The 26,053-nt window shown below is 26.6% G+C and carries 24 protein-coding genes and 1 other annotated feature; of the genes, 18 read left to right on the forward strand and 6 right to left on the reverse strand.

Going from position 1 to position 26,053, the window contains the following annotated elements:
- The first annotated feature begins 279 nt into the window (after positions 1–279).
- A complete protein-coding gene (locus BN2920_RS10970) occupies positions 280–810 on the forward strand; it encodes a 2'-5' RNA ligase family protein (RefSeq protein WP_058295048.1) in 531 nt (176 codons plus the stop codon).
- A 444-nt stretch (positions 811–1,254) separates the two neighbouring features.
- On the opposite strand, the gene BN2920_RS21400 is transcribed toward BN2920_RS10970, so the two are convergent.
- Entirely contained in the window at positions 1,255–1,410 is a 156-nt protein-coding gene (locus tag BN2920_RS21400; RefSeq protein WP_157065774.1) for a hypothetical protein, read from the reverse strand.
- A 284-nt stretch (positions 1,411–1,694) separates the two neighbouring features.
- On the opposite strand from BN2920_RS21400, the gene BN2920_RS10975 reads away from it, so the two are divergent.
- The 4 genes from BN2920_RS10975 (at position 1,695) to BN2920_RS10990 (ending at position 6,337) form a co-directional block, all read left to right on the forward strand.
- Positions 1,695–2,813 (forward strand): SGNH/GDSL hydrolase family protein, encoded by a 1,119-nt coding sequence (locus BN2920_RS10975; RefSeq protein ID WP_058295049.1) that lies wholly within the window; start codon positions 1,695–1,697, stop codon positions 2,811–2,813.
- 197 nt (positions 2,814–3,010) lie between these two features.
- Entirely contained in the window at positions 3,011–4,186 is a 1,176-nt protein-coding gene (locus tag BN2920_RS10980) for a serine hydrolase domain-containing protein (RefSeq protein ID WP_058295050.1), read from the forward strand.
- A gap of 329 nt (positions 4,187–4,515) precedes the next feature.
- Positions 4,516–4,893 carry a hypothetical protein gene (locus BN2920_RS10985; RefSeq protein WP_058295051.1) on the forward strand — a complete coding sequence of 126 codons (378 nt, stop codon included), beginning with the start codon at positions 4,516–4,518 and terminating at the stop codon, positions 4,891–4,893.
- Entirely contained in the window at positions 4,883–6,337 is a 1,455-nt protein-coding gene (locus BN2920_RS10990; RefSeq protein ID WP_058295052.1) for a nicotinate phosphoribosyltransferase, read from the forward strand. Before BN2920_RS10985 ends, BN2920_RS10990 begins: the two co-directional genes overlap by 11 nt.
- 91 nt (positions 6,338–6,428) lie before the next feature.
- Here the strand turns inward: BN2920_RS10990 and BN2920_RS10995 are convergent, their stop codons facing one another.
- Complete coding sequence (locus BN2920_RS10995) at positions 6,429–7,721, reverse strand: NCS2 family permease (protein WP_058295053.1); 1,293 nt, start codon at positions 7,719–7,721, stop codon at positions 6,429–6,431.
- Positions 7,722–7,962: 241 nt separating this feature from the next.
- On the opposite strand from BN2920_RS10995, the gene BN2920_RS11000 reads away from it, so the two are divergent.
- The 4 genes from BN2920_RS11000 (at position 7,963) to BN2920_RS11010 (ending at position 12,081) form a co-directional block, all read left to right on the forward strand.
- On the forward strand, positions 7,963–9,285 hold the full coding sequence (locus BN2920_RS11000) for an ATP-binding protein (RefSeq protein WP_058295054.1): 1,323 nt from the start codon (positions 7,963–7,965) through the stop codon (positions 9,283–9,285).
- 50 nt (positions 9,286–9,335) lie between these two features.
- A complete protein-coding gene (locus tag BN2920_RS21755; protein WP_172437801.1) occupies positions 9,336–9,476 on the forward strand; it encodes a hypothetical protein in 141 nt (46 codons plus the stop codon).
- A gap of 339 nt (positions 9,477–9,815) precedes the next feature.
- Complete coding sequence (locus BN2920_RS11005; RefSeq protein WP_058295055.1) at positions 9,816–10,508, forward strand: response regulator transcription factor; 693 nt, start codon at positions 9,816–9,818, stop codon at positions 10,506–10,508.
- Positions 10,486–12,081, forward strand: a complete 1,596-nt coding sequence (locus BN2920_RS11010; RefSeq protein ID WP_058295056.1) for a sensor histidine kinase — start codon at positions 10,486–10,488, stop codon at positions 12,079–12,081. Before BN2920_RS11005 ends, BN2920_RS11010 begins: the two co-directional genes overlap by 23 nt.
- A 72-nt stretch (positions 12,082–12,153) precedes the next feature.
- Here the strand turns inward: BN2920_RS11010 and BN2920_RS11015 are convergent, their stop codons facing one another.
- The 3 genes from BN2920_RS11015 to ilvB form a co-directional block, all read right to left on the reverse strand.
- A complete protein-coding gene (locus BN2920_RS11015; RefSeq protein WP_083498771.1) occupies positions 12,154–13,095 on the reverse strand; it encodes a DMT family transporter in 942 nt (313 codons plus the stop codon).
- 343 nt (positions 13,096–13,438) lie between these two features.
- The gene (gene ilvN, locus BN2920_RS11020) at positions 13,439–13,735 is read right to left on the reverse strand and encodes an acetolactate synthase small subunit (protein WP_058295057.1); all 297 of its coding nucleotides are present in this window, start codon (positions 13,733–13,735) and stop codon (positions 13,439–13,441) included.
- Positions 13,728–15,467, reverse strand: coding sequence for a biosynthetic-type acetolactate synthase large subunit (gene ilvB / locus BN2920_RS11025; RefSeq protein ID WP_058295058.1), 1,740 nt, complete (start codon positions 15,465–15,467; stop codon positions 13,728–13,730). Before ilvB ends, ilvN begins: the two co-directional genes overlap by 8 nt.
- Before the next feature lie 85 nt (positions 15,468–15,552).
- Positions 15,553–15,808, reverse strand: a binding site (T-box leader).
- Between the two features lie 207 nt (positions 15,809–16,015).
- On the opposite strand from ilvB, the gene BN2920_RS11030 reads away from it, so the two are divergent.
- Entirely contained in the window at positions 16,016–16,855 is an 840-nt protein-coding gene (locus BN2920_RS11030; RefSeq protein ID WP_058295059.1) for a CPBP family intramembrane glutamic endopeptidase, read from the forward strand.
- Positions 16,856–17,939: 1,084 nt separating this feature from the next.
- Positions 17,940–18,563, forward strand: coding sequence for a hypothetical protein (locus BN2920_RS11035; RefSeq protein ID WP_058295060.1), 624 nt, complete (start codon positions 17,940–17,942; stop codon positions 18,561–18,563).
- 237 nt (positions 18,564–18,800) lie between these two features.
- Here the strand turns inward: BN2920_RS11035 and BN2920_RS11040 are convergent, their stop codons facing one another.
- Positions 18,801–19,460 carry a class I SAM-dependent methyltransferase gene (locus BN2920_RS11040; protein WP_058295061.1) on the reverse strand — a complete coding sequence of 220 codons (660 nt, stop codon included), beginning with the start codon at positions 19,458–19,460 and terminating at the stop codon, positions 18,801–18,803.
- Between the two features lie 252 nt (positions 19,461–19,712).
- Between BN2920_RS11040 and BN2920_RS11045 the strand changes: the two genes are divergently transcribed.
- The 7 genes from BN2920_RS11045 to BN2920_RS11075 all read left to right on the forward strand — a co-directional run bounded on the left by BN2920_RS11045 (position 19,713) and on the right by BN2920_RS11075 (position 26,019).
- Positions 19,713–19,976 carry a DUF2087 domain-containing protein gene (locus BN2920_RS11045; protein WP_058295062.1) on the forward strand — a complete coding sequence of 88 codons (264 nt, stop codon included), beginning with the start codon at positions 19,713–19,715 and terminating at the stop codon, positions 19,974–19,976.
- Positions 19,969–20,742 carry a DUF2087 domain-containing protein gene (locus BN2920_RS11050; RefSeq protein WP_058295063.1) on the forward strand — a complete coding sequence of 258 codons (774 nt, stop codon included), beginning with the start codon at positions 19,969–19,971 and terminating at the stop codon, positions 20,740–20,742. The genes BN2920_RS11045 and BN2920_RS11050 overlap by 8 nt, the downstream gene beginning before the upstream one ends.
- 49 nt (positions 20,743–20,791) lie before the next feature.
- Positions 20,792–22,168: an aldehyde dehydrogenase gene (locus BN2920_RS11055; RefSeq protein WP_172437802.1), complete on the forward strand. Its 1,377-nt coding sequence runs from the start codon at positions 20,792–20,794 to the stop codon at positions 22,166–22,168.
- Between the two features lie 406 nt (positions 22,169–22,574).
- On the forward strand, positions 22,575–23,678 hold the full coding sequence (locus BN2920_RS11060; RefSeq protein ID WP_058295065.1) for an RNA ligase RtcB family protein: 1,104 nt from the start codon (positions 22,575–22,577) through the stop codon (positions 23,676–23,678).
- A gap of 12 nt (positions 23,679–23,690) precedes the next feature.
- Entirely contained in the window at positions 23,691–24,284 is a 594-nt protein-coding gene (gene prfH / locus BN2920_RS11065; RefSeq protein ID WP_058295066.1) for a peptide chain release factor H, read from the forward strand.
- A gap of 24 nt (positions 24,285–24,308) precedes the next feature.
- Positions 24,309–24,830: a hypothetical protein gene (locus tag BN2920_RS11070; protein WP_058295067.1), complete on the forward strand. Its 522-nt coding sequence runs from the start codon at positions 24,309–24,311 to the stop codon at positions 24,828–24,830.
- A gap of 358 nt (positions 24,831–25,188) precedes the next feature.
- Positions 25,189–26,019: an IS1/IS1595 family N-terminal zinc-binding domain-containing protein gene (locus BN2920_RS11075; protein ID WP_058295068.1), complete on the forward strand. Its 831-nt coding sequence runs from the start codon at positions 25,189–25,191 to the stop codon at positions 26,017–26,019.
- Positions 26,020–26,053 lie beyond the last annotated feature (34 nt).

Consider the following 26,053-nt stretch of genomic DNA (forward strand, 5'->3'; position numbering starts at 1 on the left):
GTAAACATAAGACTCCTCCTTTGTGATATATAATTAGCAATTATACAATCCAATATATGTAAACAAACATATATAAGTGAACATAAAAATATTGAAGGAAATCTTAATTATAAATTATACTTAAGGAAGTGGTGATACTATGTTATGGGTCATAAGTATTTACATAAAATAAATTTATAATAGAAACGATAATGTAATAATTCATTAAATATTGAAAAAGCTATATACTATATTAAAAAATAATGAAATTATTATAAATGATATAAAGGGACTGATTGTATGAGATATGTAATAGTAAGCATTGTAAAAGGCGGAGCTGGAGAATTTAATAATAATATGAGAAAGGAGCTTTATGAAAATTTCAAAGCAAAATCTTCAAAACTGCCAGCACATTTTACAATAAAAGCACCATTTGAATATGATAAAGATATAGATGATCTTGAAAATGCAATAGAAAGCTTTTGTATGAGAAATAAAAAGACAAAATATATAATGGACAAATATAATCATTTTGATAAAAGAGTAATATATATGGAGGTCAAAATAAGCTATGAAGGTAAAAAAGTTCATGATGAACTTATAGATGTTTTAAACAAGTTTTCATATATTAGATTTAAAGAAAATGAAGGGAAAAATAAAATATTTCATGTGACTTTAGTCTCAAAAAAATTAACACTTATATATAACGACATTTGGGCTTATGTTAACAATTATCCTTTCAGATTTGAATGCTTATTTGATAATGTAAGTATATATGTGTGGAAGGATAATACATGGAAATTATACAAAGAATTTAATTTCCATGATTAAGTATAAAGATCTAGTAATTTGAAGTCTTATTTTGATCTTTAATATAGCTGTCACAGGACATGATCATAGCTATTTGAACATAAGGAACAAAATAAAATATTGGTATTATGAAAAAGCATAGGAAAAAGTTTGGTAAAAATGAAAAATATAAATTAGTTAAATCTTTTTAATTTTGCCTAAAAAATTTAGAGTTTGTTTTAAAAACTTCAGTTAAAGATTGATTCATGTCCATAAAGTAAAAATAAATTAAACATCCAAAGTGTCTTAAGTATAGAAAATTAAAAAATATAAGAGAGCTTATTAATAAAAGAGCTAGTATACACGATAAAATTCCGGACATCTTTATATCTGTTAACAAATAAAAATAACCATATCCCAATTTAAAAATAAGGAGAAGTATACTTAAACTATTATATAGTATAAGAACTGCTATAGAAATTATAATCAGTAAAATAAATCAGCTGTAACATTTATTGCAAATTTTATAAGCATTTCAGGAAGTATAATAGCCAAAAGAGAACCGAAAAATAAGACATATCCTATGATAATTTCAAGATGATTTGATAATAAAATTTTTGCTTCATGTTTTATATTTTGCATATAACCATTCCCCTTACATGTGTAATATAAACTATAAGTATATAATATAGTTTACCATATATTAAAAAAGTTGTAATTATGTAGATAAATATGTTTATGATATATATGATTATAAAGAGTAAAAAATAAATAATTAATAAGTTTTATATACAAATAATCATGATGAATTTTTAATTAATTGATAATGATTATTTAAATGCTTATACTATAGATAATGAAAAAAGTATTTTACATTTTCATGTATACGTTTTTTGATAAATACTACTTGATTATGGAGGAGAGAAATGGATATAGATTTAAAGACTTTAAAAATTGATGAAGTTAAGAACATCAAAATAAATGGAAGAACAACTAAAAAAATATCACCATTACCTTTGTTTTGGACAGGAAGTGGATTTGAAGTAAATGTAAGAGCACAGGAATTATGGATGGAAGTAGAGATAGATTATAATGAATATGAACAATGGATAAGTGTAGAAATCAATGGAGTATTTGTAAGTCGTCAAATGTTAACTAAAGGAAGATATTTTATATGTCTTTTTAGAGGAATGAATAATGAATTAGTTAAAAATGTTCGTGTATATAAAGATGTTCAAGCTATGCCAAAAGATAATGATTGTATATTTTTAATTCATTCACTTAGAACTGATGGAGAGTTTGAAAAAGTTGAAGATAAGAGTATGAAAATTGAATTCATTGGTGATAGCATAACTTCAGGAGAAGGAACAATAGGTGCTAGAATAGAAGAAGATTGGATTTCTATGTGGTTTACATCACTTAATAATTATGCGGTTATGACAGCCAAAAATCTTGATGCAGATTTTAGAATTATATCTCAAAGTGGATGGGGCGTACTTTCAAGCTGGGATAACGATCCTAAATGTGCAATTCCTAAATATTATGATAAAGTTTGTAGTGTAGTAAACGGAGAAAGAAATAAAGAACTTGGCGCATATGAAGAAAATGATTTTGAGTCTTGGCAGCCTGATTTTATAGTTGTAAATTTGGGAACAAATGATGGCGGTGCATTTAATTCACCAGAATTTAAGGATGAAAAAACTGGAGAAATTTTCAAGCAGCATCTTAATGAAGATGGAAGTTATAGTGAAGAGGATATTAAAAGGTTTGAAGATGCAGTAGTCAGATTTTTGTATAAACTTAGAAAATATAATAAAAATTCGAAAATTTTATGGGCTTATGGAATGCTTGGAATTCCAATGATGCCATATATTTATCATGCAGTAGATACATATAAAAAAGAATCAAGAGATACTAAGGTTTATATAACTCAGCTTACAAACACAACAGATGAAACCATTGGGGCGAGAAGTCATCCAGGAGTTTTGAATCATAAAGCTGCAGCTAAAGATTTAGTAGATGCTATTAAAAATTTACAGATATAATTATTAATCCTTAAAATTAATGAAAAATATAAAATTATATTAATAAATTAGAAAAAGTAAATTTTAATTATTTTAAGAACTTATGAAAAAAGTAAAAAATCAAAAAAATCATGATTTATAAATATTAAAAACTTTAAGTTAAAAATAGATATAAACGAATTTAATTATTCATGATAATAAAAAAAGGAGAAGATTTTATGAATAATAATTTTAAATATATTAAGGAAGAAATAGAAAAAGAAATACAGAATTGTAATATAAGCGGTGCAAGTGTATGCATTATTAAAGATGGAAAAGAAATATATAAAGATAATTTTGGATTTGCAGATAAAGAAAATAATATAAAGATGGCAGACGATACTATTTTTCGTATGTTTTCTATGACAAAGCCCATTACAGCCACTGCAATTATGATATTATTTGAAAGAGGGAAAATAGATTTATATGATCCGGTTTCTATGTATCTTGAAGGCTTTAAAAATCAAAAGGTAATAAAAGATGGTAAGCTTTCAGATGTTAACAGAGAAATGACTATTAAAGATTTACTTAATATGACCTCAGGATTAAGTTATGCTGATGATTCTACAGAATGCGGAAAGTGTATGAGTCAACTTTTTGATGATGTTAAAAGAAAGCTTGAAGAAGGAAGCCCTATAAATACTTTGGATTTCTGCAATGCAATAGGTAAAGTTCCGCTTGCATTTCAACCCGGAGATCAATGGCTATATGGAACATCAGCAGATATTTTGGGAGCAATAGTTGAGGTTGTAAGCAAGAAGAAGTTTAGTGAATTTTTAAGTGAAGAGATTTTTAAGCCACTTCATATGAAAGACACAGCTTTTTATGTTCCAGAAGAAAAGCGCCCAAGATTCGCACAAATTTACAAATATAATGAAGAAGAAAAAAGATTATATCCATATTTAGAAGATGCTTTGGGGTTGGATGGATATAAAGTTTCAACAGCTTTTGAAAGCGGTGGAGCAGGACTTGTTTCTACAATAAATGATTATAAAAAATTTGCACTTATGCTTTTAAATAAAGGAAAATATGAAGACACTAGAATTTTAGGCAGTAAAACTGTTGAGTTTATGACACAAAATCAACTTAATGAAAAACAAATGCAATCAATGAATTGGGAATCACTTAGAGGATACGGATATGGAAATCTAATGAGGATTCTAATAAATCAAGCAGAAGGTCAGACAAATGGATCTTTAGGTGAGTTTGGATGGGATGGTTGGACAGGAAATTATATAACAATTTCACCAAAGGATAATATGATGTTTATGTATTTTATCCAAAGATGTGATACTGGGACAAGTGTTTTTACAAGAAAATTAAGAAGCATAGTGTATTCAGCTATAAATTATTAAAAGATTTTAAAATCACAGAATTCTTAATTTTAAGATAAATAACTGAAATTAAAGAAAGTATAAAAAATTAATTTTTTATACTTTTTATCTTTTTTAAAATTTATATTGACATATACATTTTTTAGGAATAATATAAGTATATAGAGTTAACATCAAAATGAAATTAAGAAGCTGATAAGTAAGTATAAAGTGCAAATATTATAATTAAGAGTAGATGAATTTTTTTTGAAGTTACTTAATGTCGAAATGAATTTAACAAAGAATGAAGTAACAGCTATTTTTTTAAAGCCACTTAAATTCAAAATGAAAATAAGAAAGAAGGTATATTTATGAAAAATATTTTAACAATAATAATAAAGCAGATTTTAAATAATGAAAAATATAAATATCTGAATGTATCACATTTTGAATATAAAGAACATTCTAAAGCAATTTATAAGAATTCAAATGTGTATGAAAAAAATATAGCTGAACTTATTTTCTTGGTAGATACAGGTAAGTGGTTTGATGAAACTATACGTTTTGAAATGTGTATGTGTTCTAATAAAAATGTATTAGAAATTAAAAAAGGCTACAATGAAAATTGTACAGAATATCCACATAGAGAATATAGAAATATAGCTTTGGACATGATTTTTGAAATTGAGAATTTTCAAAATAAAAATAAATTATATAAAAATGAAGGATGTGTAAACTATGAATATTAATTTAGAAAATGAAAGAAATTTATCAATGTTGGTAGACTTTTATGAATTTACAATGAGTAACACTTTTTTTGTAGATAACCAAAAAGACAAAATAGTATGTTTTGATATGTTTTTTAGAAAAAGTCCTGATGATGCACAATTTTCAATAGCAGCTGGATTAGAACAATTTATTGAATATGTGAATAATATGAGATTTACAAGTGAAGATATTGATTATTTAAGAAAGAAAAATTTATTCAATGAAGGGTTCTTAGAATATTTAAAGAAGTTTAAGTTCACTGGGGATATTTATGCAGTAAAAGAAGGAAGTGTAGTTTTTCCTAATGAACCTATAGTAACTGTAAAAGCACCAGTAATAGAAGCACAACTTATTGAAACAATGCTGCTTTTAACAATAAATCATCAGAGCCTTATAGCTACAAAAGCTAATAGAATAGTAAGAGCTGCTAAGGATAGAACTGTTTTAGAGTTTGGTGCAAGAAGAGCACAAGGCTATGATGCAGCAATTTTAGGTGCAAGAGCCGCATATATTGGTGGAGTTCATGGCAGCGCAACAGCACTTAGTGATATAGAGTTTAATGTACCAGCATCAGGAACAATGGCTCACTCTTTTATTCAATTATATAATGATGAATACGAAGCATTTTCTGCATATGCAAAGCACAATCCAGATAATACAACATTATTAGTTGATACTTATAATGTACTTGAAAGTGGTATACCAAATGCCATTAGAGTTGCCAAAGAAGTTTTGGAACCAATGGGAAAGAGACTTAAAGGTGTAAGATTAGACAGTGGAGATTTAACATACCTTTCAAATAAATCAAGAAAGATGTTAGATGAAGCTGGACTTGAAGATTGCAAAATAGTAGCATCTAATAGTCTTGATGAAAAAATCATAAGTGAACTTTTAAATCAGAAGGCACCAATAGATATATTTGGTGTTGGAGAAAGACTTATTACTTCAAAATCACAACCTGTTTTTGGTGGAGTATATAAATTATGTGCAGTAGAAGAAAATGGAGAACTTGTTCCAAGAATTAAGATTTCTGAAAATGTAGAAAAAGTAACTAATCCGGGATATAAAACATTATATAGATTTTATGACAAAGATAGCAAAAAAGCTATTGGAGATGTAATAGCGTTACATGATGAAATAATAAATAAAGATGAATATGAAATATTTGATCCTATACACACATGGAAAAGAAAAATCTTAAAGAATTTTGAAGTAAGAAAAATGCAGATCCCTATATTTATAAAAGGAGAATGTGTATATGAAAGTCCATCAATTCAGGAAATACGAGAATATTGTGAAAGTGAAGTAGAAAGTCTTTGGGATGAAGTAAAGAGATTTGTAAACCCACAGGAATATTATGTTGATCTTTCTCAAAAATTATATGATTTAAAGCAAAGTTTATTAAAAAATCATAGTTTTAGATAGAAATAATAAAATAAATATAAATTATATAAAAATAGCTGTTTTTAAGCAGCTATTTTTATATAAAATTATTTCAAAAAAGTATGCATTAATTTTAATTAATATATGCTGATATAATAAAATATATAAAAAAGGCAACTGAGGCTATATACATAGGAAGAGAAACTTCATTTCCTTTTTTAATGCATATTTTACAAATTGGATAAGCAATAAATCCAAAACCAATACCATCAACAATGCTATATGTTAGCGGAGTTAGAACTATAATAAGAAAACTTGGTAAAAATTCGCTCAAATCATGGAAATTTATATTTCTTAAGCTTTGGCTCATAAGGCATCCAAGAATTATTAGTATAGGAGCTAAAACTTCATCTGGAATTATGCTTATAAAAGGAATAAAAAATAATGATATTAAGAACAATAAGCTGCATATTATAGCTGTAAATCCAGTTCTTCCACCATCAGCTATACCAGCAGTTCCTTCTGCAACTGAAACTGGTGGACTTGAACCTAATAGTGCACACCCTATAGTTGATATAGAAACAGCTTTTAAAGCTTTAGAAGTTTTCTCAGGTTTATCAAGCATAACATTTACTTGTGCATGAAGAATACCTAAATTTTCAAAAACTAATACTAATGTTAATGAAAAAGTTGAAATCCAAAAATTTAGATTATTAATGGCTGAGAAGTCCATGCTGAAGAATATATTTTTATATTCTTTAAAATCTGGCATAGTATATGTAAGACTCTTTAAATCTATGATCCCCATAAAAGACGCTATTATTGTTCCGACTATTATTGAAATTAAAAAACTTCCACGAACATTTCTAATAAATAAAATAATCGTTAGAAGCATAACAATTATAAATAAAATAACATTTGGTGATTTTAAATTACCAAGAGAAATTATTGTAGAACTATCTGCAACAACGATTCCTGATTTTTGAAGACCAAGAAAAGTTATAAAAAGTCCTATACCAATTGTTATACTTTCTTTTATGCTGTCTGGTATTCCTTCCATTAATAATTTTGAAATAGGAGTAACTGCTATAATTAAAAACAGTATACCTGAAATGAAAACTGAACCTAAAGCCTCATAAAACGTTAGTCCTAAATTATTTACCATTGTATAAGTAAATAAAGCATTAAGTCCCATTGCTGGCATGATTATAAGTGGTGCGTTACTAAAAAATGCAACCAATATTGTGCCTAAAGCAGAAGATAAGACTGTAGCTATAATAAGTGGCTGAACTTCAACATTTGAATCACTTAATATACTTGCATTGACTATAAGTATGTATACAGAAGCAAAGTATGATGTTAAAGCAGCTAAAGTTTCACTTTTAAAGCTAACATTGTGTTCTTTTAATTTAAAAAATTTTTCCATCCTTTCGACCTAACTTTCAAAATTCCCTCGCCCACCCACGTACAAACATAATTTTTATTATAGCATCTAAATTTGTTTTAGACAATATAATTTCATTTATAATATGTTCATTTAAGTGATTTTGGTTATTATAAAGCTATATTTGGAATATGTAACTTGAAATGATATAATTATGGATAAATATATAATTATTCATAATTTATAAGAAAAAGCATAAGCATAATATTTAGGGGGAAGGAAAATGGACACATATTTTGAACAAATAAAAAGGGCACATATAATGATAGATTCTTTATGCATATTTAAAAAGTTAAAAGATGATAATGTATTAATAAAATATAAAGCATTATTAAAATATTTAAGATATGATGATATAAGTGTTTCAGAAGGCATAACATTTTATAATGAATTTGTATATGAGCTTTTAGAAGAATCTAATGAGACTAATTTTAAAAAGTACATAATTGATAAAATATTTTTAGATAATAATGCGTTTACTAAAATGATAGACTGTAATGATTTAAGTCAAAAAAATATAGTAAATCAAGTTTCATTTGAACTTGAAGCTTTACAATATATATGTAGCATTGAATGTAAAACTATTAAAGATTTAATCTTATATAAGACAAAAGGAATAGATTTTGAAGAAGGCATAATTAAAAATTTAATTGAATGGGATTCAAAGAAAGGCATAGATGATTCAGAAAAATCTATTGATAAGCTAAAGAAAAAGATTATTGATTCTAATAAATGGTCAGAATGTTTAGAAGATATTATTGAATTTTATAAGAAGTTTGGAACTGGTGAGTTTGGTGAATATAGAGCTTTTGTTTGGGAGAGAGATGGAGGCAAAGCTTACCTTAGAGGTGTAAAGCATCCAGATCCAGTAAAACTATCACAGCTAGTTGGGTATGAAGACCAAAAGAAGATTATAATAAATAACACATTACAATTTTTAAATGGACATCCAGCAAACAATTTACTTCTATATGGTTCAAGAGGTACAGGAAAATCTTCAACTGTAAAAGCAATAATAAATGAATATTATGATAAAGGCCTTAGACTGATAGAGGTAGATAAGGACAGATTGACTGATTTTACAAAGATAATAGAAGTGTTAAAGGATAAAAATTTGAAATTTATAATATTTGTGGATGATTTGGTATTTCAAGATGGAGAAGCAAGTTATTCAGCACTTAAAACAATTTTAGAAGGTGGAATAGAAAGCAATACAAATAACATAATTATTTATGCAACAACTAATAGAAAGCATTTAGTTAAGGAAACATTTGAGGAAAGAAATAATGATATTCATGCCTCTGATACTGTTGAAGAGAAATTATCTTTATCAGACAGATTTGGAATTACTGTATCATTCTATTCACCAGATCAAAAGGAATACTTAGCTATAGTTGAAAGCTTAGTTAAAGAAAGAAATATAGAAGTAGATCCAGAATATTTAAGAGCTGAAGCGTTAAAATGGGTAAGATTTTATAATGGTCGTTCACCAAGAACAGCAAAGCAGTTTGTAAATTATCTTGAAGGAAATATGAAAATTAAATAATAATATTAAATTTATTGTGTAATAATAACTTTGAAAGGAGTTGATTACATTTGTCAAAAAATTCGAAAGATAAGTTAATTCAAAAAGGCGGATCTATGTCTCAATCCAAAGTTAAATCATATTCAGAAAATTCAGATTTAAGTGATAATACAATTGAAAAAGGAAGAGAAATTCCATACAATAAGCGTTAATTTTTGTAAATAGAATTTTACAAAATAAATTTTAAATTGCAATTTTTAAAATTCCATATATAATATATTACGTAGGGTTAAAAGCTATAGTAAAATGACTTTATGCAAGTTTTTCTTGTATATTAATTTTACTATAGTTTTTTATTTTTGTTAAAAAATAACTTTTCTTAAAATATTTAAATTTTAAATAAAATACTATTCTTTCGAAAATCTTAAGAATTTTAATGATAATTATGTAATTTTAATATATTAATATAAATACATAAGGGATTTATTTCTATTAATGATATAATTTAAAAGTGATGTGTAATATTTAGCTAAATATGGGGGCGATAGTGAATGAAAGACTATAATATTTTAGTGGTTGATGATGATGAGATGATAACAGAAGCCATTGAAATATATCTTAAAAATGAAGGGTATAATGTGTTTAAAGCATATGATGGAATAGAAGCACTTAAAATTTTAGAAGATGAGATAATTCATTTAATAATTATGGATATTATGATGCCCAATATGGATGGGACAAGAACTACTGTTAAAATAAGAGAAGAAAAACAAATTCCAATAATTATGCTTTCAGCAAAGTCAGAAGATACTGATAAAATATTAGGACTCAATTTAGGAGCAGATGATTATATAACAAAGCCATTTAATCCACTTGAACTTATTGCAAGAGTAAATTCTCAAATAAGAAGATATACAAGGTTTTCTTCATTAAAAGAAGATGAAAACTTAATAGTTATAGGTGGATTAACACTGGATAAAGAAAGTAAAGTAGTTACTGCAGAAGGGGAAGTAGTTAAACTTACTCCACTTGAGCTAAAGATACTTACACTTCTTATGGAAAATCCTAATAGAGTATTTTCAATTGAAGAAATCTATGAAAGGGTATGGAATGAACAGGTGGTTGGAAATGTTGATACAGTTACAGTTCATATAAGGCGCATAAGAGAAAAGATAGAAATAAATTCTAAAGAACCAAGATATTTAAAGGTGGTGTGGGGAATTGGATACAAAATTGAAAAATAAAAGTATTAGCTTTAATCTTCTAGTTCTAGTTATATCTATTAATATATTAATAATAACAGGATTTTTAGGAATAACACGTTATTATTATAGTAAGAGTGTAATAGCTACTGGATATATGATAGGGATATCAATAATTTTATCTTTATTAGTGGGAATTTTTATAATTAATAAAAAATACAAATTGGAATATAGAAATAATATAGTTGATTTGTTTTATAGTAAACTATTTATTGAAATACGAATTTTATTTATATTTATTGCAATGAACCTTATAGCGTATTTGCATGAAATATCAAATTATAGGGACTTTTTTTCTTATGATTATATTTCTGGATTTTTTATTTGTTTATTGTTAATATATGTTGCAATATGCGATGCATATAAAATGGGGTTAATTAATAAGAAAGAAGAGTTAGACAAATATATAAAAGACAAATCATTGATTTATTTTATACATAATAAAACTAGAAGTGGCTATAGTAAAATATGTAATGAGTTTAATGGTAATTTAATAATTAAATCAACAAAAAATAGGTTGTTATTAAAAATAGTATATATATTTTTATATGTTTTAGTTTTATTAATAACAGCACATCATATAGGATATCATTATATAAGATGGTATGATATATTTAGTATGAATATTGAAGAGATATTTTTAATCTTCATAAGTTTTCTGTTAACAGCAGTATTACTAGTTTATGTATTTACATTTGAATGTGATATCAATTATGTTCAAACAGCAGTAGGTAGCATTTTAAGTGGAAAATATAATAATGAAGCAAGCCTTAGTAAAGTTAAAATTTTTAAACAAATTGCTTATGATATAAAAAATATTGAAAATGGTTTAAACAAAGTCATAGAAGAAGCTGTAAGAAGCGAAAGAATGAAAGGTGAACTTATTACAAATGTTTCACATGATCTAAAAACTCCATTAACTTCAATAATAAATTATATAGACTTTTTAGATAAGGAAGATATATCAGAGGAAGAGAAAAAGAAATATATAAGTATTTTAAAGGAAAGAAGCAATAGGCTTAAGGTGCTTATTGAAGATTTATTTGAAGTGTCAAAAGCTTCATCAGGAAATATGGAATTAAATATGGAAAATATAGATTTAATAGCTCTAATTAGACAAACTTTAGGTGAGTTTGAAGAAAAAATAGAGAAATCAACATTGTCATTTATAAAAGAAATTCCATATGATAAAGTGATTATTTATGCTGATGGCAAAAAGACATTTAGGGTTTTTCAAAATATTATTTCAAATATACTTAAGTATTCTATGGATCATTCAAGAGTTTATATTAATGTAAGTGAAGAAGAAGAATTTGTATGTATAGTTTTTAGAAATATATCAAAATATCGATTAAATATGAATGAAGAAGAAATTTTAGAAAGATTTAAAAGAGGAGATTCTTCAAGAACAACAGAAGGTTCGGGACTTGGCCTTGCAATTGCAAAAAGTTTAATTGAGCTCCAAGGAGGAAAATTTGAAGTTATAATAGATGGAGATTTATTTAAAGTAAGAATAATGATTAGAAAAGAAAATAAAATTAATCTGATAAATTAGAAAAAACAATAAAAATATAATAATTACAAAATTTCTGAAAAAATGAAATTTTAAGTAATTATTATATTTTTATTATATAGGTAAAGTTGAAGAATTTTTTTTACCTGTAATATTAAATTTATTGATAATAGTAGAATTATGCTTAGTATTATTTTTATCTTTAGCTAAAATAATAGTTGAAATAACGATTAGTGTACTTCCTAAAATTAAAGCAAAGTTCAATTTTTCATCCAAGAAAATAACTCCTAAAAATATGCTCATAATAGCTTCAAAGGTTCCAAGAATTGAAGCAGAAGTTGAGCCAATAAGTTCAATTGCTTTAAGTAAAAGAATCATTGAAAATATAGTTGAAATTATAGATAGTCCTAAATATGAATATATGATTTCAAAATTAAATTTTAAGATTATTGAATTTGTAGAAGCACCATATATAATTAACCCGAGTGTTGCACCAAAACAAACATACATAGTTAAAACAGTATGATCTATGTCCTTTAGCTCTTTTAAAGATAATGTTACAACATTAATTCCATAACATAAGCCAGAAAATAAGGCTAAAATAATTCCAACTGTATTTAATGATTTATCTTCAAAGGCAATAAGACAGTAAACTCCTAAAATTGAAAGTATCAACGAAATAATCTTTTTATATCCAACCTTTTCTTTAAAAAACACAAAGCTAAGTAAACAAACTATTGCTGGATAAATATAGTGAAGAGTAGTCGCAAGTCCTACATCTAAATAATTATAAGATAAAAATAATGTCTCTGTAGTAATTGTATATCCCAAAGCACCCATGATAAATAAGATAAAAAATTGTTTAAAACTAATTTTGAGATTAATTTTTTTTATTTTAAGATAAATAAGTAGAACTACGCCTGCAATCAAAAATCTAAAAATAAGTGCAGATGTAGAATTAGAGCCGCTATCATAGGCGACTTTTGCGAAGATTGGCATTATAGCATAAGCTAATGATGAAAGAATAGCATATAAGATACCTTTATAATTGTCCACTTGTTTTTCCCCCTTGAAAAACTATAGAATTTATGTAGACTTTATATTTTATTGTATTAAAGAACAAAAGATAAAGTCCTTATACAGTATAAGGATTTTTTGGAAAACAATCAAGAGGATATATGTAAAAAATTTTACAAAAAATAAATAATGAACTTAACATTAGGTTTTAGTGGATAACAACCGAAATTCAATATATGATATGTCAACAGTAGAAAAATTTAAGTTAAAAATTTAAATACAATACTACACATATTCATATACCGAAATTCTTTGTTTTACCTAAGCTCATAATTTATAACACATTAATTGTCGATTAACGTGTTATAAATTTAATTTTTAGTTACTTTTCAAGTTTAAGAACTTTATCAAGATTTTCAAATACATTTTGATCATAATCTTGATGTAAATTAACTTCTAGTACATCATATAATTTTTCAACTTGTTTAATGATCTGATCTAAAACTGAATCGTTTTTAACAAGCAAGAACATTTTGCTTGTTGAACCATCTCCAACTTGAGCACACAAAATTCCTTCTAAGTTAAAAGCTCGTCTAGCAAATAATCCAGTAATATGACTCATCACACCTGGATGGTTTCTTACAAGTAATTCTAATAAATAGTACTTTGTATTAATCATTAAACTCTTCACTTCCTATCATTTCAATATTTGATTTGCCTGGTGCGACCATTGGAAGAATTTTCTCGCACTCTCCAATAGGTATATTTATTAAATAAGGACCAGGTATATTTAAAACTTCTTCTAATTTTTCTAAAGGATTTTCTTCGAAAGAAAAATCAATTGAACTAATTCCAAATCCTTCTGCAATAATCTTAAAGTTTGGGTTTGATATAAATTTTGAAGCGATGTAGTGACCACTAAAGAATAATTCTTGCTGTTGACGTACAAGTCCTAAATGATGGTTTGAAAGAATTATTACTTTAACATTAAGGTTGAAATCGGCTAAAGTTGCAAGCTCTTGAATATTCATAAGTATTGAGCCATCACCACTAAAGCAGATTACAGGAGTATTTTTGTTAGCTAAAGCAGCACCAATTGCTACAGGAAGTCCAAAGCCCATAGTTCCAAGTCCGCCAGAAGTAAGAAGTGTTTTTGGGGTATTAAATGGGTATCTTTGGGCAACCCACATTTGATGTTCCCCAACATCAGTAGTTACTATTGTAGATGAATCCACCTTTGATCCTATAAATGGTATTATATTTGCAGGATGCAATTGTTGCCCATAAGATGGAAGGGGATATTTTTCTCTAAAGCAGGCAATTCTTTGAGTCCAATGCTTTCTTTTTCTTTCATCTATATAAGGCAAAATTTCAATCAAAAAGTCCTTAACATTTGCAACCATTGATAAGTTGCTATTTTTTATTTTATTGATTTCAGATGGATCAATATCTATATGAATAATTTGTGCATTTGGACAGAATGTATTAATATCGCCTGTGGCTCTATCATCAAATCGTGTACCTAATGCTAGAATTAAATCAGCTTCATTTAATAAATAATTTGTATAAGGTGCACCATGCATGCCAAGCATTCCAAGATTTAAAGTATCATCATGAGGAATAGCACCTAAAGCCATTAAGCTTAATGATACTGGAATATTATTTTTTTTAGCAAGAGCATATAGTTCTTTGCTGGAGTCGCCATTTATAATTCCACCACCTGCATATATTATAGGTCTCCTAGAATCATTAATTAATTCAGCTATACATAATAATGTGGATTTTTTCAATGAAGTTTTTATTTTTTCTTTTATATGTGATGTATTCTTAGTATCATTAGATATAATAGAGTCTATTGTATTTTCTTGCTTTGAACTATTACTTAAAAAATATTCATCACATTCAATTATTGATGTTTGAATGTTTTTTGGAATATCAATAAGAACAGGACCAGGCCTACCTTCAGAAGCTATTTTAAAAGCTTCTGGAATAATAGTTAATAAATCATACGGATCTCTAACTAGAAAATTATGTTTTGTAATTGGAATGGTTAGTCCATAAGCATCTACCTCTTGAAAAGCATCAGTACCTATTGCACTTAAGGAAACTTGTCCAGTTATTGCGATTAGAGGAATAGAATCGAGCTTAGCATCTGCAATAGCAGTAAGCAAATTTGTGGTTCCAGGTCCAGAAGTTGCAAAGCATACCCCAGGTTTATTTGTTGTTCTAGATATACCTTGTGCAATAAATCCTGCACCTTGTTCATGACGTGCCAGTATATGTTTGATTTTTTTACTTTCGTATAAAGCATCATAAATTGGAAGATTAAAACCACCAGGAATACCTGCAATATATTTAACACCTTGATTTTCTAATAATTTAATTAATATTTCAGCTCCACTATACTTCAAATAAATCACTCCTTTGCTATTATAAACTTTGTAATGGAGTTATAAAAATAAAACATTTGTATAATAAAAAATCCTCATCCTAAAAGTATAGGACGAAGAACGAATCACCGCGGTACCACCTAAATTTGTATTGAGAAATACACACTTTAATATAATACAGATAACTATTTATCGATATTATTGCCTTTTTAACGGTAGGCATCCGTTTAATTCTACTCTCTAAACGATTTCCTTTAAAAGTTCCAAGGCTACATTCAATATATTAATCACAAGAATTCACACCAACCATTCTTTCTCTTTGCATCAAATATATATCTACTTTTCCTTTTCATTACATTTAAAATATGAAGTTTATAATAATTATATTCAAAAATGTTTCATATTGTCAATAATAAAATAAAAAAATTAATAATTTATGATTGTTAATTATTCTTTAAAATAAATAATTAGAATGATATATTATATAAAATAATATATATAGATGTATTAAAATGGTATAATATGAGAAGAAATCATTTTACTTAATAGAGAAAGGACTAAAACATTTTATGAAGAATAAGTTAAAAACGTTAGGAAAATGTCTGTTATTTTTTATAATATGGATTGTACTTGTTGTAATAACAGAAAGATTTTTTAAGCTATATATTCTGGTTGATTTTATTGGAAAATCAGATGGGACAATGCAGCTTTATCATGAAATTATATCTTTATTAGCAACTATAATAGCCACGTGTATTTTAATATTTGTAGTTGATAGAAAAAGAAAGATAAAGATATTTAAATTTGACGCAATTGGAATAGATACGTTGATAGGGATGGGATTAGGCCTTGGATATAGTGTATTAATAATTGTTATTTTATATTTCATAAAAAGTGTATCATTTGATATAAAAAATGCTAGCTTTTATTTGGAATTAGTAATGTGGATAATAGCATTATTGATTCATTGCATAATGGTACATCTATTAGTACGAGGATATGTTTATAGAATCATAGAAAAAGAACAAAGCGAGTTATCTGCAATAATGATAACAGGCATTATCTATATGATTATACATATAAAATATTATGATTTAGATATATTAACTATTTTTAATATATTCACATTAGGAATTATTTTTTCATTTATATTATCTATATTTAAAAGTTTATGGTCTGTCATAATAATGGATTTTTCTTATACTGTTGTTTTAGGACTTGGGACAGGTCTCATAAAGCTTACAAGTAACTATCCAGTATGTGTTTCTTCAAGCGTTTCAAATTATAAGTTTTTTTCTTTTGGCACATATGGATTGCTATCAGGTATTTTAATTACAATTATTAATTTAAGTTTGATAATTGTATTGATGCTTTTAAAAATAAAAAATAACTCATCTTCTAAAAAGTAATGAGTGTTGTACAGAGGATAAATAAAGGACGTAGAATCATGGTTTAGTGGATAACAACCGAAATTCAATATATGATATGCTCGATTGCGTAAATATTTCAGCCAAAAATTCTAATGAAAGAGGTTGTGCCCAAAACAGTTTGCTCCAACAACAAGTGTTGGACAAACAATTTTGGAACAACCTCCAGCCTCTTTCAAAGAATTTAAAGGCTAAAATATTTAATGCAATACTACGCATATTCATATATTGAATTTCTTTGTTTTTCTCTAAAATCATAGACATCTAATTTATTTTAGTTATAATTTATGTGGCTACTTATAAAATCCAAGTATTCCCCAATATATAAGAAAAGTTCCGAATTACAGCATAGCTGCTCTTTGGCATATAATGCTTGCTGAGGTACGAACTTAGCAGTATAGCCCCTATTCATATAATGATGAATAGGTTTCCTTATAAGTGCACATTCGTAAGGATTTATATTCTGATATTTATAAATCTATATCTTTTAAAAAATGGTAAAATATTAACTTTTAAATCTTTAATATCTATAAATAACTATTCCTTAATTTAAAAATGTATTTATGTATAGCTGCAATAATACAGATACTCTGAATTTAGATGAAACAAAGAAATAAAGCTCTTATGTGTGCGGTGTCTTGCATTCAAAAATTGAGCTTTAGAATTCTTCATGTAGACTTGTTCCACAATTGTTTGTCCAACGCATATTAAAGGAAACATCTTCATCGGTAAATGAAGATGGGCTATACTGCTAAGTTCGTACCTCACTAAGCATTATATGCCTTGGAGCAAACATTTGTGGGTGCAAGTCTGCATGTTTGAATTCTTAGCTTCATTTTTGTAGCAAGCGAGCACCTCATAAGAGCTTTATTTCGGTTATTCACACTAAACTCAGTACGTCCTTTATTTAAATGGTTTAGTATTCACTTTTATAGAATGAAATTTACAAAGGTATGTTTAATTTATATTTCTATATTTATTTAGGTGAAGATATTCATATTATAGTAAAGAAAGAATAAAATATTCCGAAAATAAGTTAACAAATACTAGATAGGGAAGTGATTATATGAGTGATAGAGACAGTATTTCCAAAATAAGTAGTGTGAAAGACTCGAGTAATGTGTATGATAAGAGTAATTTACGTAAAAAGAATAGCTTATATACAGAATGGAATTTCCCTAATCAAAAAGGTTCATCAAAAAATAATAATCTAATGAAAAATAAAAAACATGAAAAAAAGGGATATGAAAATAACTTATTGGATGATGACAAAATAGAAATTGATTTCTTTAGTGATATACAGGAAAATATAGAAAGAACAAAAGAAGAAATCATTGCATGTAAAATAGCAAGAGGAGAATATGTATCTAAAGAAGACTTATATGATCTAAATGAAAACAATCCAGAATTAATAAAAAAAGCAATTGTAGTGGGAAAGCAGAGAAAACGATTGGAAGAAAAATTAAGATTTGTAAATAACAATATGGAAGCTCAAAGTATTGTATTTAGATATAAAGAATTAGCAATTAAGAGTAGCATGACTAATGATGGAAAATCACTTGATGGGGGAACAACTAAAGTAATAATGCTAGCTGCCATAGATAAAGTAGAATATAAATACAAAAATAATGTATGGGATGGAGATAATATAGATCTTGAAATTAATCTAATTGAAGCTGGAATTAATTAAAATATTAAAAAATATAAATAAAAAATCCACTATAAAAAGGCCAAAAATGACTATGTTTTTTAGAAAATATTTTTAATGTAGAAAGTATTTCCGATTTAGAAAATATTTAGATGAAAGCTTATTTACAAATTATGCAAATTTACGTTATAGTTAAAAATCGCAGTATCCAATAAATGAACTACATGCTGTCAAATAGATAGTATGTAATCGAGAATTATGGATTTGCGATTTTTTTTATTATTTTAATCTAGCAGTTAAAATCCATACAAATTTATTCATTTGCACAAAATCTACCCTAAAATCTTCACTTTCAAATGCTTCAGACAGCACCTTATGAGTTGTATAAAATTCGGTTTCTAAATCATGTGCAAGAGATAGGTAGTTATTATTATAAGATTCATTAATTAAAATATCTCTTGTTTCAAGGGTCTCATACATAGTATCTGCAATTATTACATTTCCATCAGATTTTAGTTTTTCTTTAAATAGTTTTACCGCATTGTATTTTTCATCATCAGTTAGATGATGGAAAGCATAGCTGCTGATTATTGAATCAATGCTATGGTTTGCTATTGGTAAGAATAAAAATGTGCCATAGGCAAAGTTTAGTGAAGGGTATTTATTAGCTGCAATACTACGCATTTTAGAATTTGGTTCAAAACCAGTAACATTATAGCCAGCCAGGCTGCAAGTGTATGTTAAATTACCAGTTCCAGAACCAATTTCAATAACACTTGCCCTTTTAAATTTTGCAATATGAAGTGTAGTTTCTGATAGTATTTTATCATAATTTTGAAATACTTCTTTATATTCACCATCAGTAGTAGTTATGGTATCGTCATAGGTATCAGCCCAATCATCAAATAAATCATTAAATCTATTATCGGATGTATTCATTAACAATGCTCCTTTCAATAAATATTTAAATAGACATTATACTTAGTATATAGTATATAAACATTTCAAATATTTGTAACCTTATTTATTTACTCTGATATAAAATTGATATTAAAATATACATGTATAAGTTATATTTATAAATATAAAATAAACAAAAGTGATAAATGTTTAATTATCTATAGACAAAATTTAAAATTGTTTATAAAATATAATTAGAAGAATAGATTGTATATTAAGGAGGCAGAATTTATGGATAATATACAAAGGTTTTTAGATGAATGTGGTAAAATTAAAACCTGGCCATCTAAAAAGGACAAAAAGATTGAAATTTTAAAGTATTTAAGCAACAAATTTGAATATGATAAGTTTTATACTGAAAAGGAAGTTAATGCAATCATAGATGAAATCCATACGTTTAATGATTATTTTTTACTACGACGCGGAATGATTGATTACAAATTTTTAAGCAGAACCAAAGATGGTGCTAAATACTGGAGGAATAAAGATGAGTAATGAAAAAGAAAATCAACAATTCTGGAGTTCATCTATAGAAGAAGTGAAGAATGGATATATAGAGGACAAAGATGAGTATAAATGCTTAATATGTGGTGAAAACTTCACTAAAGGCAGAATATATGAAGTAAAATCGCTTTTGTATGATGCGAAAAAAGCAACTGAATTTCATATTGAAGAAAAGCATATAAGCATGCTTGATTATCTAGTTAATATGAATTCAAGCTTTACTGGAATAACAGATGTGCAAAAAGACCTTATAAATATGTTTTATTCAGGACTTTCTGATAAGGAAATTTCAGAAAAAATAGGCATAGCTCAGTCAACAATAAGAAATCACAGATATAAGCTTCGTGAAAAGGAAAAGCAGTCAAAAATTTTTCTTGCAATGATGGAGCTTTTAAATGAAAAAACTGATAAGAAGATAAATAATTTGGATAAGGGAAGCATGTGTGATGCACATAAAAGTGCAAAATCTGTAGATGATAGATTCAATATAACTGATAAGGAAAAAGAAAAAGTTAAAGAGACCTACTTTAATGAAGATGGTTTTTTAAAAAGCTATCCAGCGAGAGAGAAGAAAAAGATTATAGTTCTTGAAGAAATAGTCAAAAATTTTAATAAGGATCGTAAATATTCAGAAAAAGAAGTAAACAGGATCTTAAAAAGAATATATGAAGATTATGCAAGTATCAGGCGTGCCTTAATTGAGTATGGTTATCTAGAGAGGAATAATGATTGCTCAGAATATTGGATAAAAGAATAAAAGAGTTTAAAAGTTATAAAAAATTATAAATTTATCAATTTGGGAGATTTTGATGGAATTAAAAGAATTATTAAAAAAACAGAAAAATTACTTTTTTGATGGAAACACATTAAACATAGATTTTAGAAGAAAAACGCTAATAAATTTAAAAAATATAATTAGTGAAAATGAAGAAAAAATACTAGAAGCTTTAAATAAAGATCTACGTAAATCAAATTTTGAAAGTTATTTAACAGAAGTTGGACTTGTTTATGATGAAATTAACCTTCATATAAAAAACATTCATAAGTATGCCAAAAGAGAACGACTAAAGAATTCAATAATGTTTTTCCCAAGTTCATCGTACCTCTACAAAGAGCCTTATGGAAATGTGCTCATAATTGGACCGTTTAATTATCCTTTTCAGCTTGTATTGATTCCGTTAATTGGTGCTATTTCTGCTGGAAACACTGTAATAATTAAGCCTTCTGAACATAGTACACATATTTCTAATTTACTAGAAGAGATTATTAATAATAATTTTGATGAAGAATATATTAAAGTTGTTGGAGCAAATGAAGGAAAAGAAATTGTAACAGAACTTTTGGATATGAATTTTGATTATATTTTCTTTACTGGAAGTACTACAGTTGGGAAAATAGTCATGGAAAAGGCCACAAAAAGACTTATACCAATAACATTAGAGCTGGGTGGTAAGAGCCCATGCATTGTAGATAAAGATGCAAATTTAGAAATGGCAGCAAAGCGCATAGTTTGGGGAAAATTATTAAATTGTGGTCAGACATGTATAGCACCAGATTATTTGTATGTTCATAAGGATATTAAAAATGAACTTTTAACTTTCATGGTAAAGGAAATACACAAACAGTACGGAGATGATTTAAGGAAAAGTGAAGACTATACAAGGATTATATCTTCAAGAGAAATAAAAAGGTTATCTTCATATTTAGAAGATGGATATGTATTTTATGGTGGAAAATATAATGAAGAAGAACTTTTCTTTGAACCTACAATATTAACTAATATAAAAGAAAATAGTAGAATATTAAATGAAGAAATCTTTGGACCAATACTTCCAGTTTTAGAATTTGCAGAAATAAATGAAGTTATAGATTATGTAAATAATAGAGATAAACCTCTTGCAATGTATTATTTTTCAGAAAGCAAAGAAAAAGTAGAAGATATATTAAAAAGAATTTCAAGTGGCGGAGCTACAATAAATGATGTAACGCTCCATGGTGGTTCATGTAATGTTCCGTTTGGAGGTGTTGGACCTAGCGGAGTTGGAGCGTATCATGGAAAGTACAGCTTTGATGTATTTACTCATAAAAAGGGTGTAATAAATAGAAAGACATTTATGGAACTTCCCATTAGGTTTGCACCTTTTAATGATAAAATCAAGCTTTTGAGAAAGTTTATGAAATAAATAAAATTATTTCTAAGTATTGACAATTATAAGAGGCTGTCTTAATATAATACTGTAAGATTTATTTCTTATTAATTATGAAAGGATGTGTTTTATATGATGGTAAGTAGATGTGAGGTAATAACTGAATAATTTTATATAAAGCAACAGCCTATTTATATTTATTTTTAAAGAATTTATGTTATATAATACATTTTGTGTATTATTAAATTTTGCAGATATTAAAAATGAATTTTTTCCGTGGCTTTTGTTGTCACGGATTTTTTATACCTTTTTTAGGAAATATCATTTAGCAATTTCTATTAAAAATCTAATAGGCAAGGCATATGAAGAAAGAAATAGTTAAAGATGAAATGAAAAACTTTATACATGCCTACATTCATAATTAAGAGGAGAGAAATATATAATGGACAAAATAAAAATAATAAAAAACGATAAATGTTTTATTGAAAGTAATGCAATAGAGCAACTAAACAGCGTTTCAAATTTAGAAAATGTAATAAGAGCAGTAGGGTTTCCAGATCTTCATTATGGGAAGGGACCCATAGGTGCAGTAATAGATGTTAAAAATAAAATATATCCACATTTGATAGGGAATGATATTGGGTGTGGAATGATGTTTATAAAAAGTAATATTATTAAAAGAAAATTCAAAAAAGATAAAATTCTTAGAAAACTTGAAAAAATTGAAAATCTTAAGAATATTGAAAATATCAATGATTTTAATAATTTTAATGATTTTGATGATTCGAGTAATTCTGAAGAAAAGTGTCCAATTTTTAATTTTGGAACTATTGGTGGTGGAAATCATTTTGCAGAATTTCAAATTTTAGATGAAGTTTTTGATAATGAAGAGTTTGAGAAATTAAACTTTAATAAGGATGATATCATGATGCTTGTTCATTGTGGCTCAAGAAATTATGGTGAAGAAATTTTAAAGAAATATTTAAACTATGATGGATTAGATTGTAATTCTGAAATTGCAAAAGAATATTTAAAAGAACATGATAAAGCTCTTGTTTGGGCAAAAATCAATAGAAAAGAAGTAGCTGATAAACTTACTAAGTATTTGGGATTTAGGATAGAAAATGAAGTGACAATTGACTGTTATCACAATTTTGTTGAACAAAAGGATGATATATTTGTTCATAGAAAAGGTGCTGTAAGCAGTGAAAAAGGGATGGTAGTTATTCCAGGATCAAGAGGAAGCTTAAGTTATATTGTAATGCCAACAAATAATAAAGAAATTTCAGGCTTTTCATTATGCCATGGAGCAGGCAGAAAGTGGCCAAGAAATTTATGCAAAGGAAGATTAGAAAATAAATATACAAAAGAATCAATAAAAGAAACAAAATTAAAGAGCAGTGTAATTTGTCATGATTCTAATTTACTTTATGAAGAAGCAGTTGAAGCGTATAAAAATATTGATGTAATAATTAATTGCCTTGTAGAGTATGATCTTATTAAAGTTGTGGCAACTATGAAGCCCTTAATTACATTTAAAGGTTAGGGGTCTGTTAAGTTGAGATTACAAATAAGTGCAGGTAATGGTCCAGAAGAATGTGAATTAGCTGTAAGAAAATTTTTAGATTCTATTAAAAAGGAATTTAAGAATTTAGAGATAGTTGAAACAAGTAAAGGTAAATATAAAGACACATATAAATATGTGGTAGTAGAAAGTACCGATGATTTATCATTCTTGGAGGGCAGTATTAAATGGATTTGTGAAAGCCCTTATAGAAAGAATCATAAGAGAAAAAACTGGTTTATTGATGTGTCAGTAATAAGTGGGATACAAGAATATTATTTGGATGAAGATTTAATAAAATTTGAGACTTTTAGATGCAGTGGAAATGGTGGACAAAATGTAAACAAAGTTGAAAGTGGGGTTAGAGCGATTTATGAACTACTTAATTTAATTGTTGAAGCGACAGAAGAAAGAAATCAAAAAATGAATAAAAATATAGCGATCAGAAAATTAGAAAAAGCAGTTAAAGATCTAAATAATAAAGCCTTAAAGGATAATAGCTGTGAAAGATGGCTGGAAAATAAGGCTATTGAGAGAGGCAATGAAATACGGATATATAAAGGAAAGAAATTTTTGAGAATTAAATAAGATACAAAAAGAGGAGTGGTATAAATGGGACAAAAAATTGATGAATTATTTGTAAGACTGGCAAAACTTTTTAGGACGATTGAGGAAGAAGGTCTTATTTCAGTAAAGCTTATAGATGAAAATGATATTGTTCATGAATTTTATAATAAGAGTGTGAAGATGGTTTTGGAAGGCAGGGGATCAGAGCATATTGATTTAGTTCTTTCATTTGAATTGGCTAAGTCTATTAGAAATACAAAAATAGATGATGAAAGTATCCAGTGTATGATTCTTATAAAAAAATTAATAGAGCCAATAAGAAGTTGTTTGGGATATGATGATATCATAGAATTCTCTAAGATTTGGGCAAGTACAGAAAAATATCATAAAATAAATGATGAAATACTACAAAAATATATTAACAGAGAGTTTGAAAAGCAAAACCCTCAGGAAGTATGTAGAATGAAACTTGATAATATTATTGAAGTAGAAAAAATAGATAAAGAAATACTCAAGAAATATATTAACAAAGTTTGTGAAATACAAGAGTTATTTAAGGATGATTAGAAGTAGACTTGCTGATATTATTGAAAAAAAGAAAATGAAAATGGGAATAAATGATTCATAGTTAAATAAAATTGGAAGTTTCATATAAAAAGTATATGATGTAGAACTGAGTTTTGGGATGACAGTTATTTGTTAGCTCTAAACTCATATATACATCATTTTTTATTTTGAAATTATTTTATAATTTAATACTGGAATAGTGTCAATGTTATTACTGGTTTAGGATTAGTATTAGTTCTTAAATTCTATAAAGAGATGTTTTAAAAAAATGTTGTCAAGTTTAAAAAAGCTGTTTTTTGGCAAGTATCATAATAGTAGTTTGATTTTAAATAATTTTATTTTTATAAAGGAGATTATTATGATACAAGAAGATATCAATCTTGAACAATTAAGAAAACATACAGGATATCTTTTGAAATATGATATTTATAAAAACAGATGTATTAATGAATGTCCAAATTGTAATGGGAGAAGCTATATTAAATTTGGAAGATATAATGGAATACAAAGATATAAATGTAAAGAATGTGACAAAACTTTTTCTAGAACCACGAAAGCTTTATGGAGCTATTCAAAAAAGCAGCCAGAAAAATGGGTTGAATTTATGGAACTAATGCTTCAGAAGAAGTCTTTAAGAGCATGTTCGAAAATATTAGAAATAAATATAAGGACAGCTTTTATATGGAGACATAAAATTATGAAGAAAATGTCTCAAGATATAAAAGATGATAGGCTAGAAGGAAAAGTTTTTATAACAAAAGCAATGGAAAAGGAAAATTTTAAAGGATGCAGAAATATTACTACTTCAAAAAGAAGAAATGTGTGGATTGTAGCTGCAAAAGATAGACGTGATTCAATGATTATTGCGCCAGTATGTAAGGAGCTTTGGGATGAAAATAATTTTAAGAACTTAGTATATTCAAAAATAAAAGAAGCTTCTTACATAGTCCCAGACTACGACAGGTATATGATGAATACTGCAAAGAAACATAATAAAGGAATAGTTTTAAATGCATATAAAGAGGAATGTGTAAAAAATTTTAGAAGGAATTTAAAAATATGGATAGGTGGATTTAAAGGTGTAGCAACAAAATATTTAGAAGGATATCTTTCATACTTTATTATTTTTAATGTGTATAGAAAATTCAATAGTCTTGATTTAACATATAATTTATCTCAAAAAGTATAATATGTATGTTGTAATTAATATCATTGCTTGTGCA

This window comes from Clostridium neonatale (assembly GCF_001458595.1).
Taxonomy (GTDB): domain Bacteria; phylum Bacillota; class Clostridia; order Clostridiales; family Clostridiaceae; genus Clostridium; species Clostridium neonatale.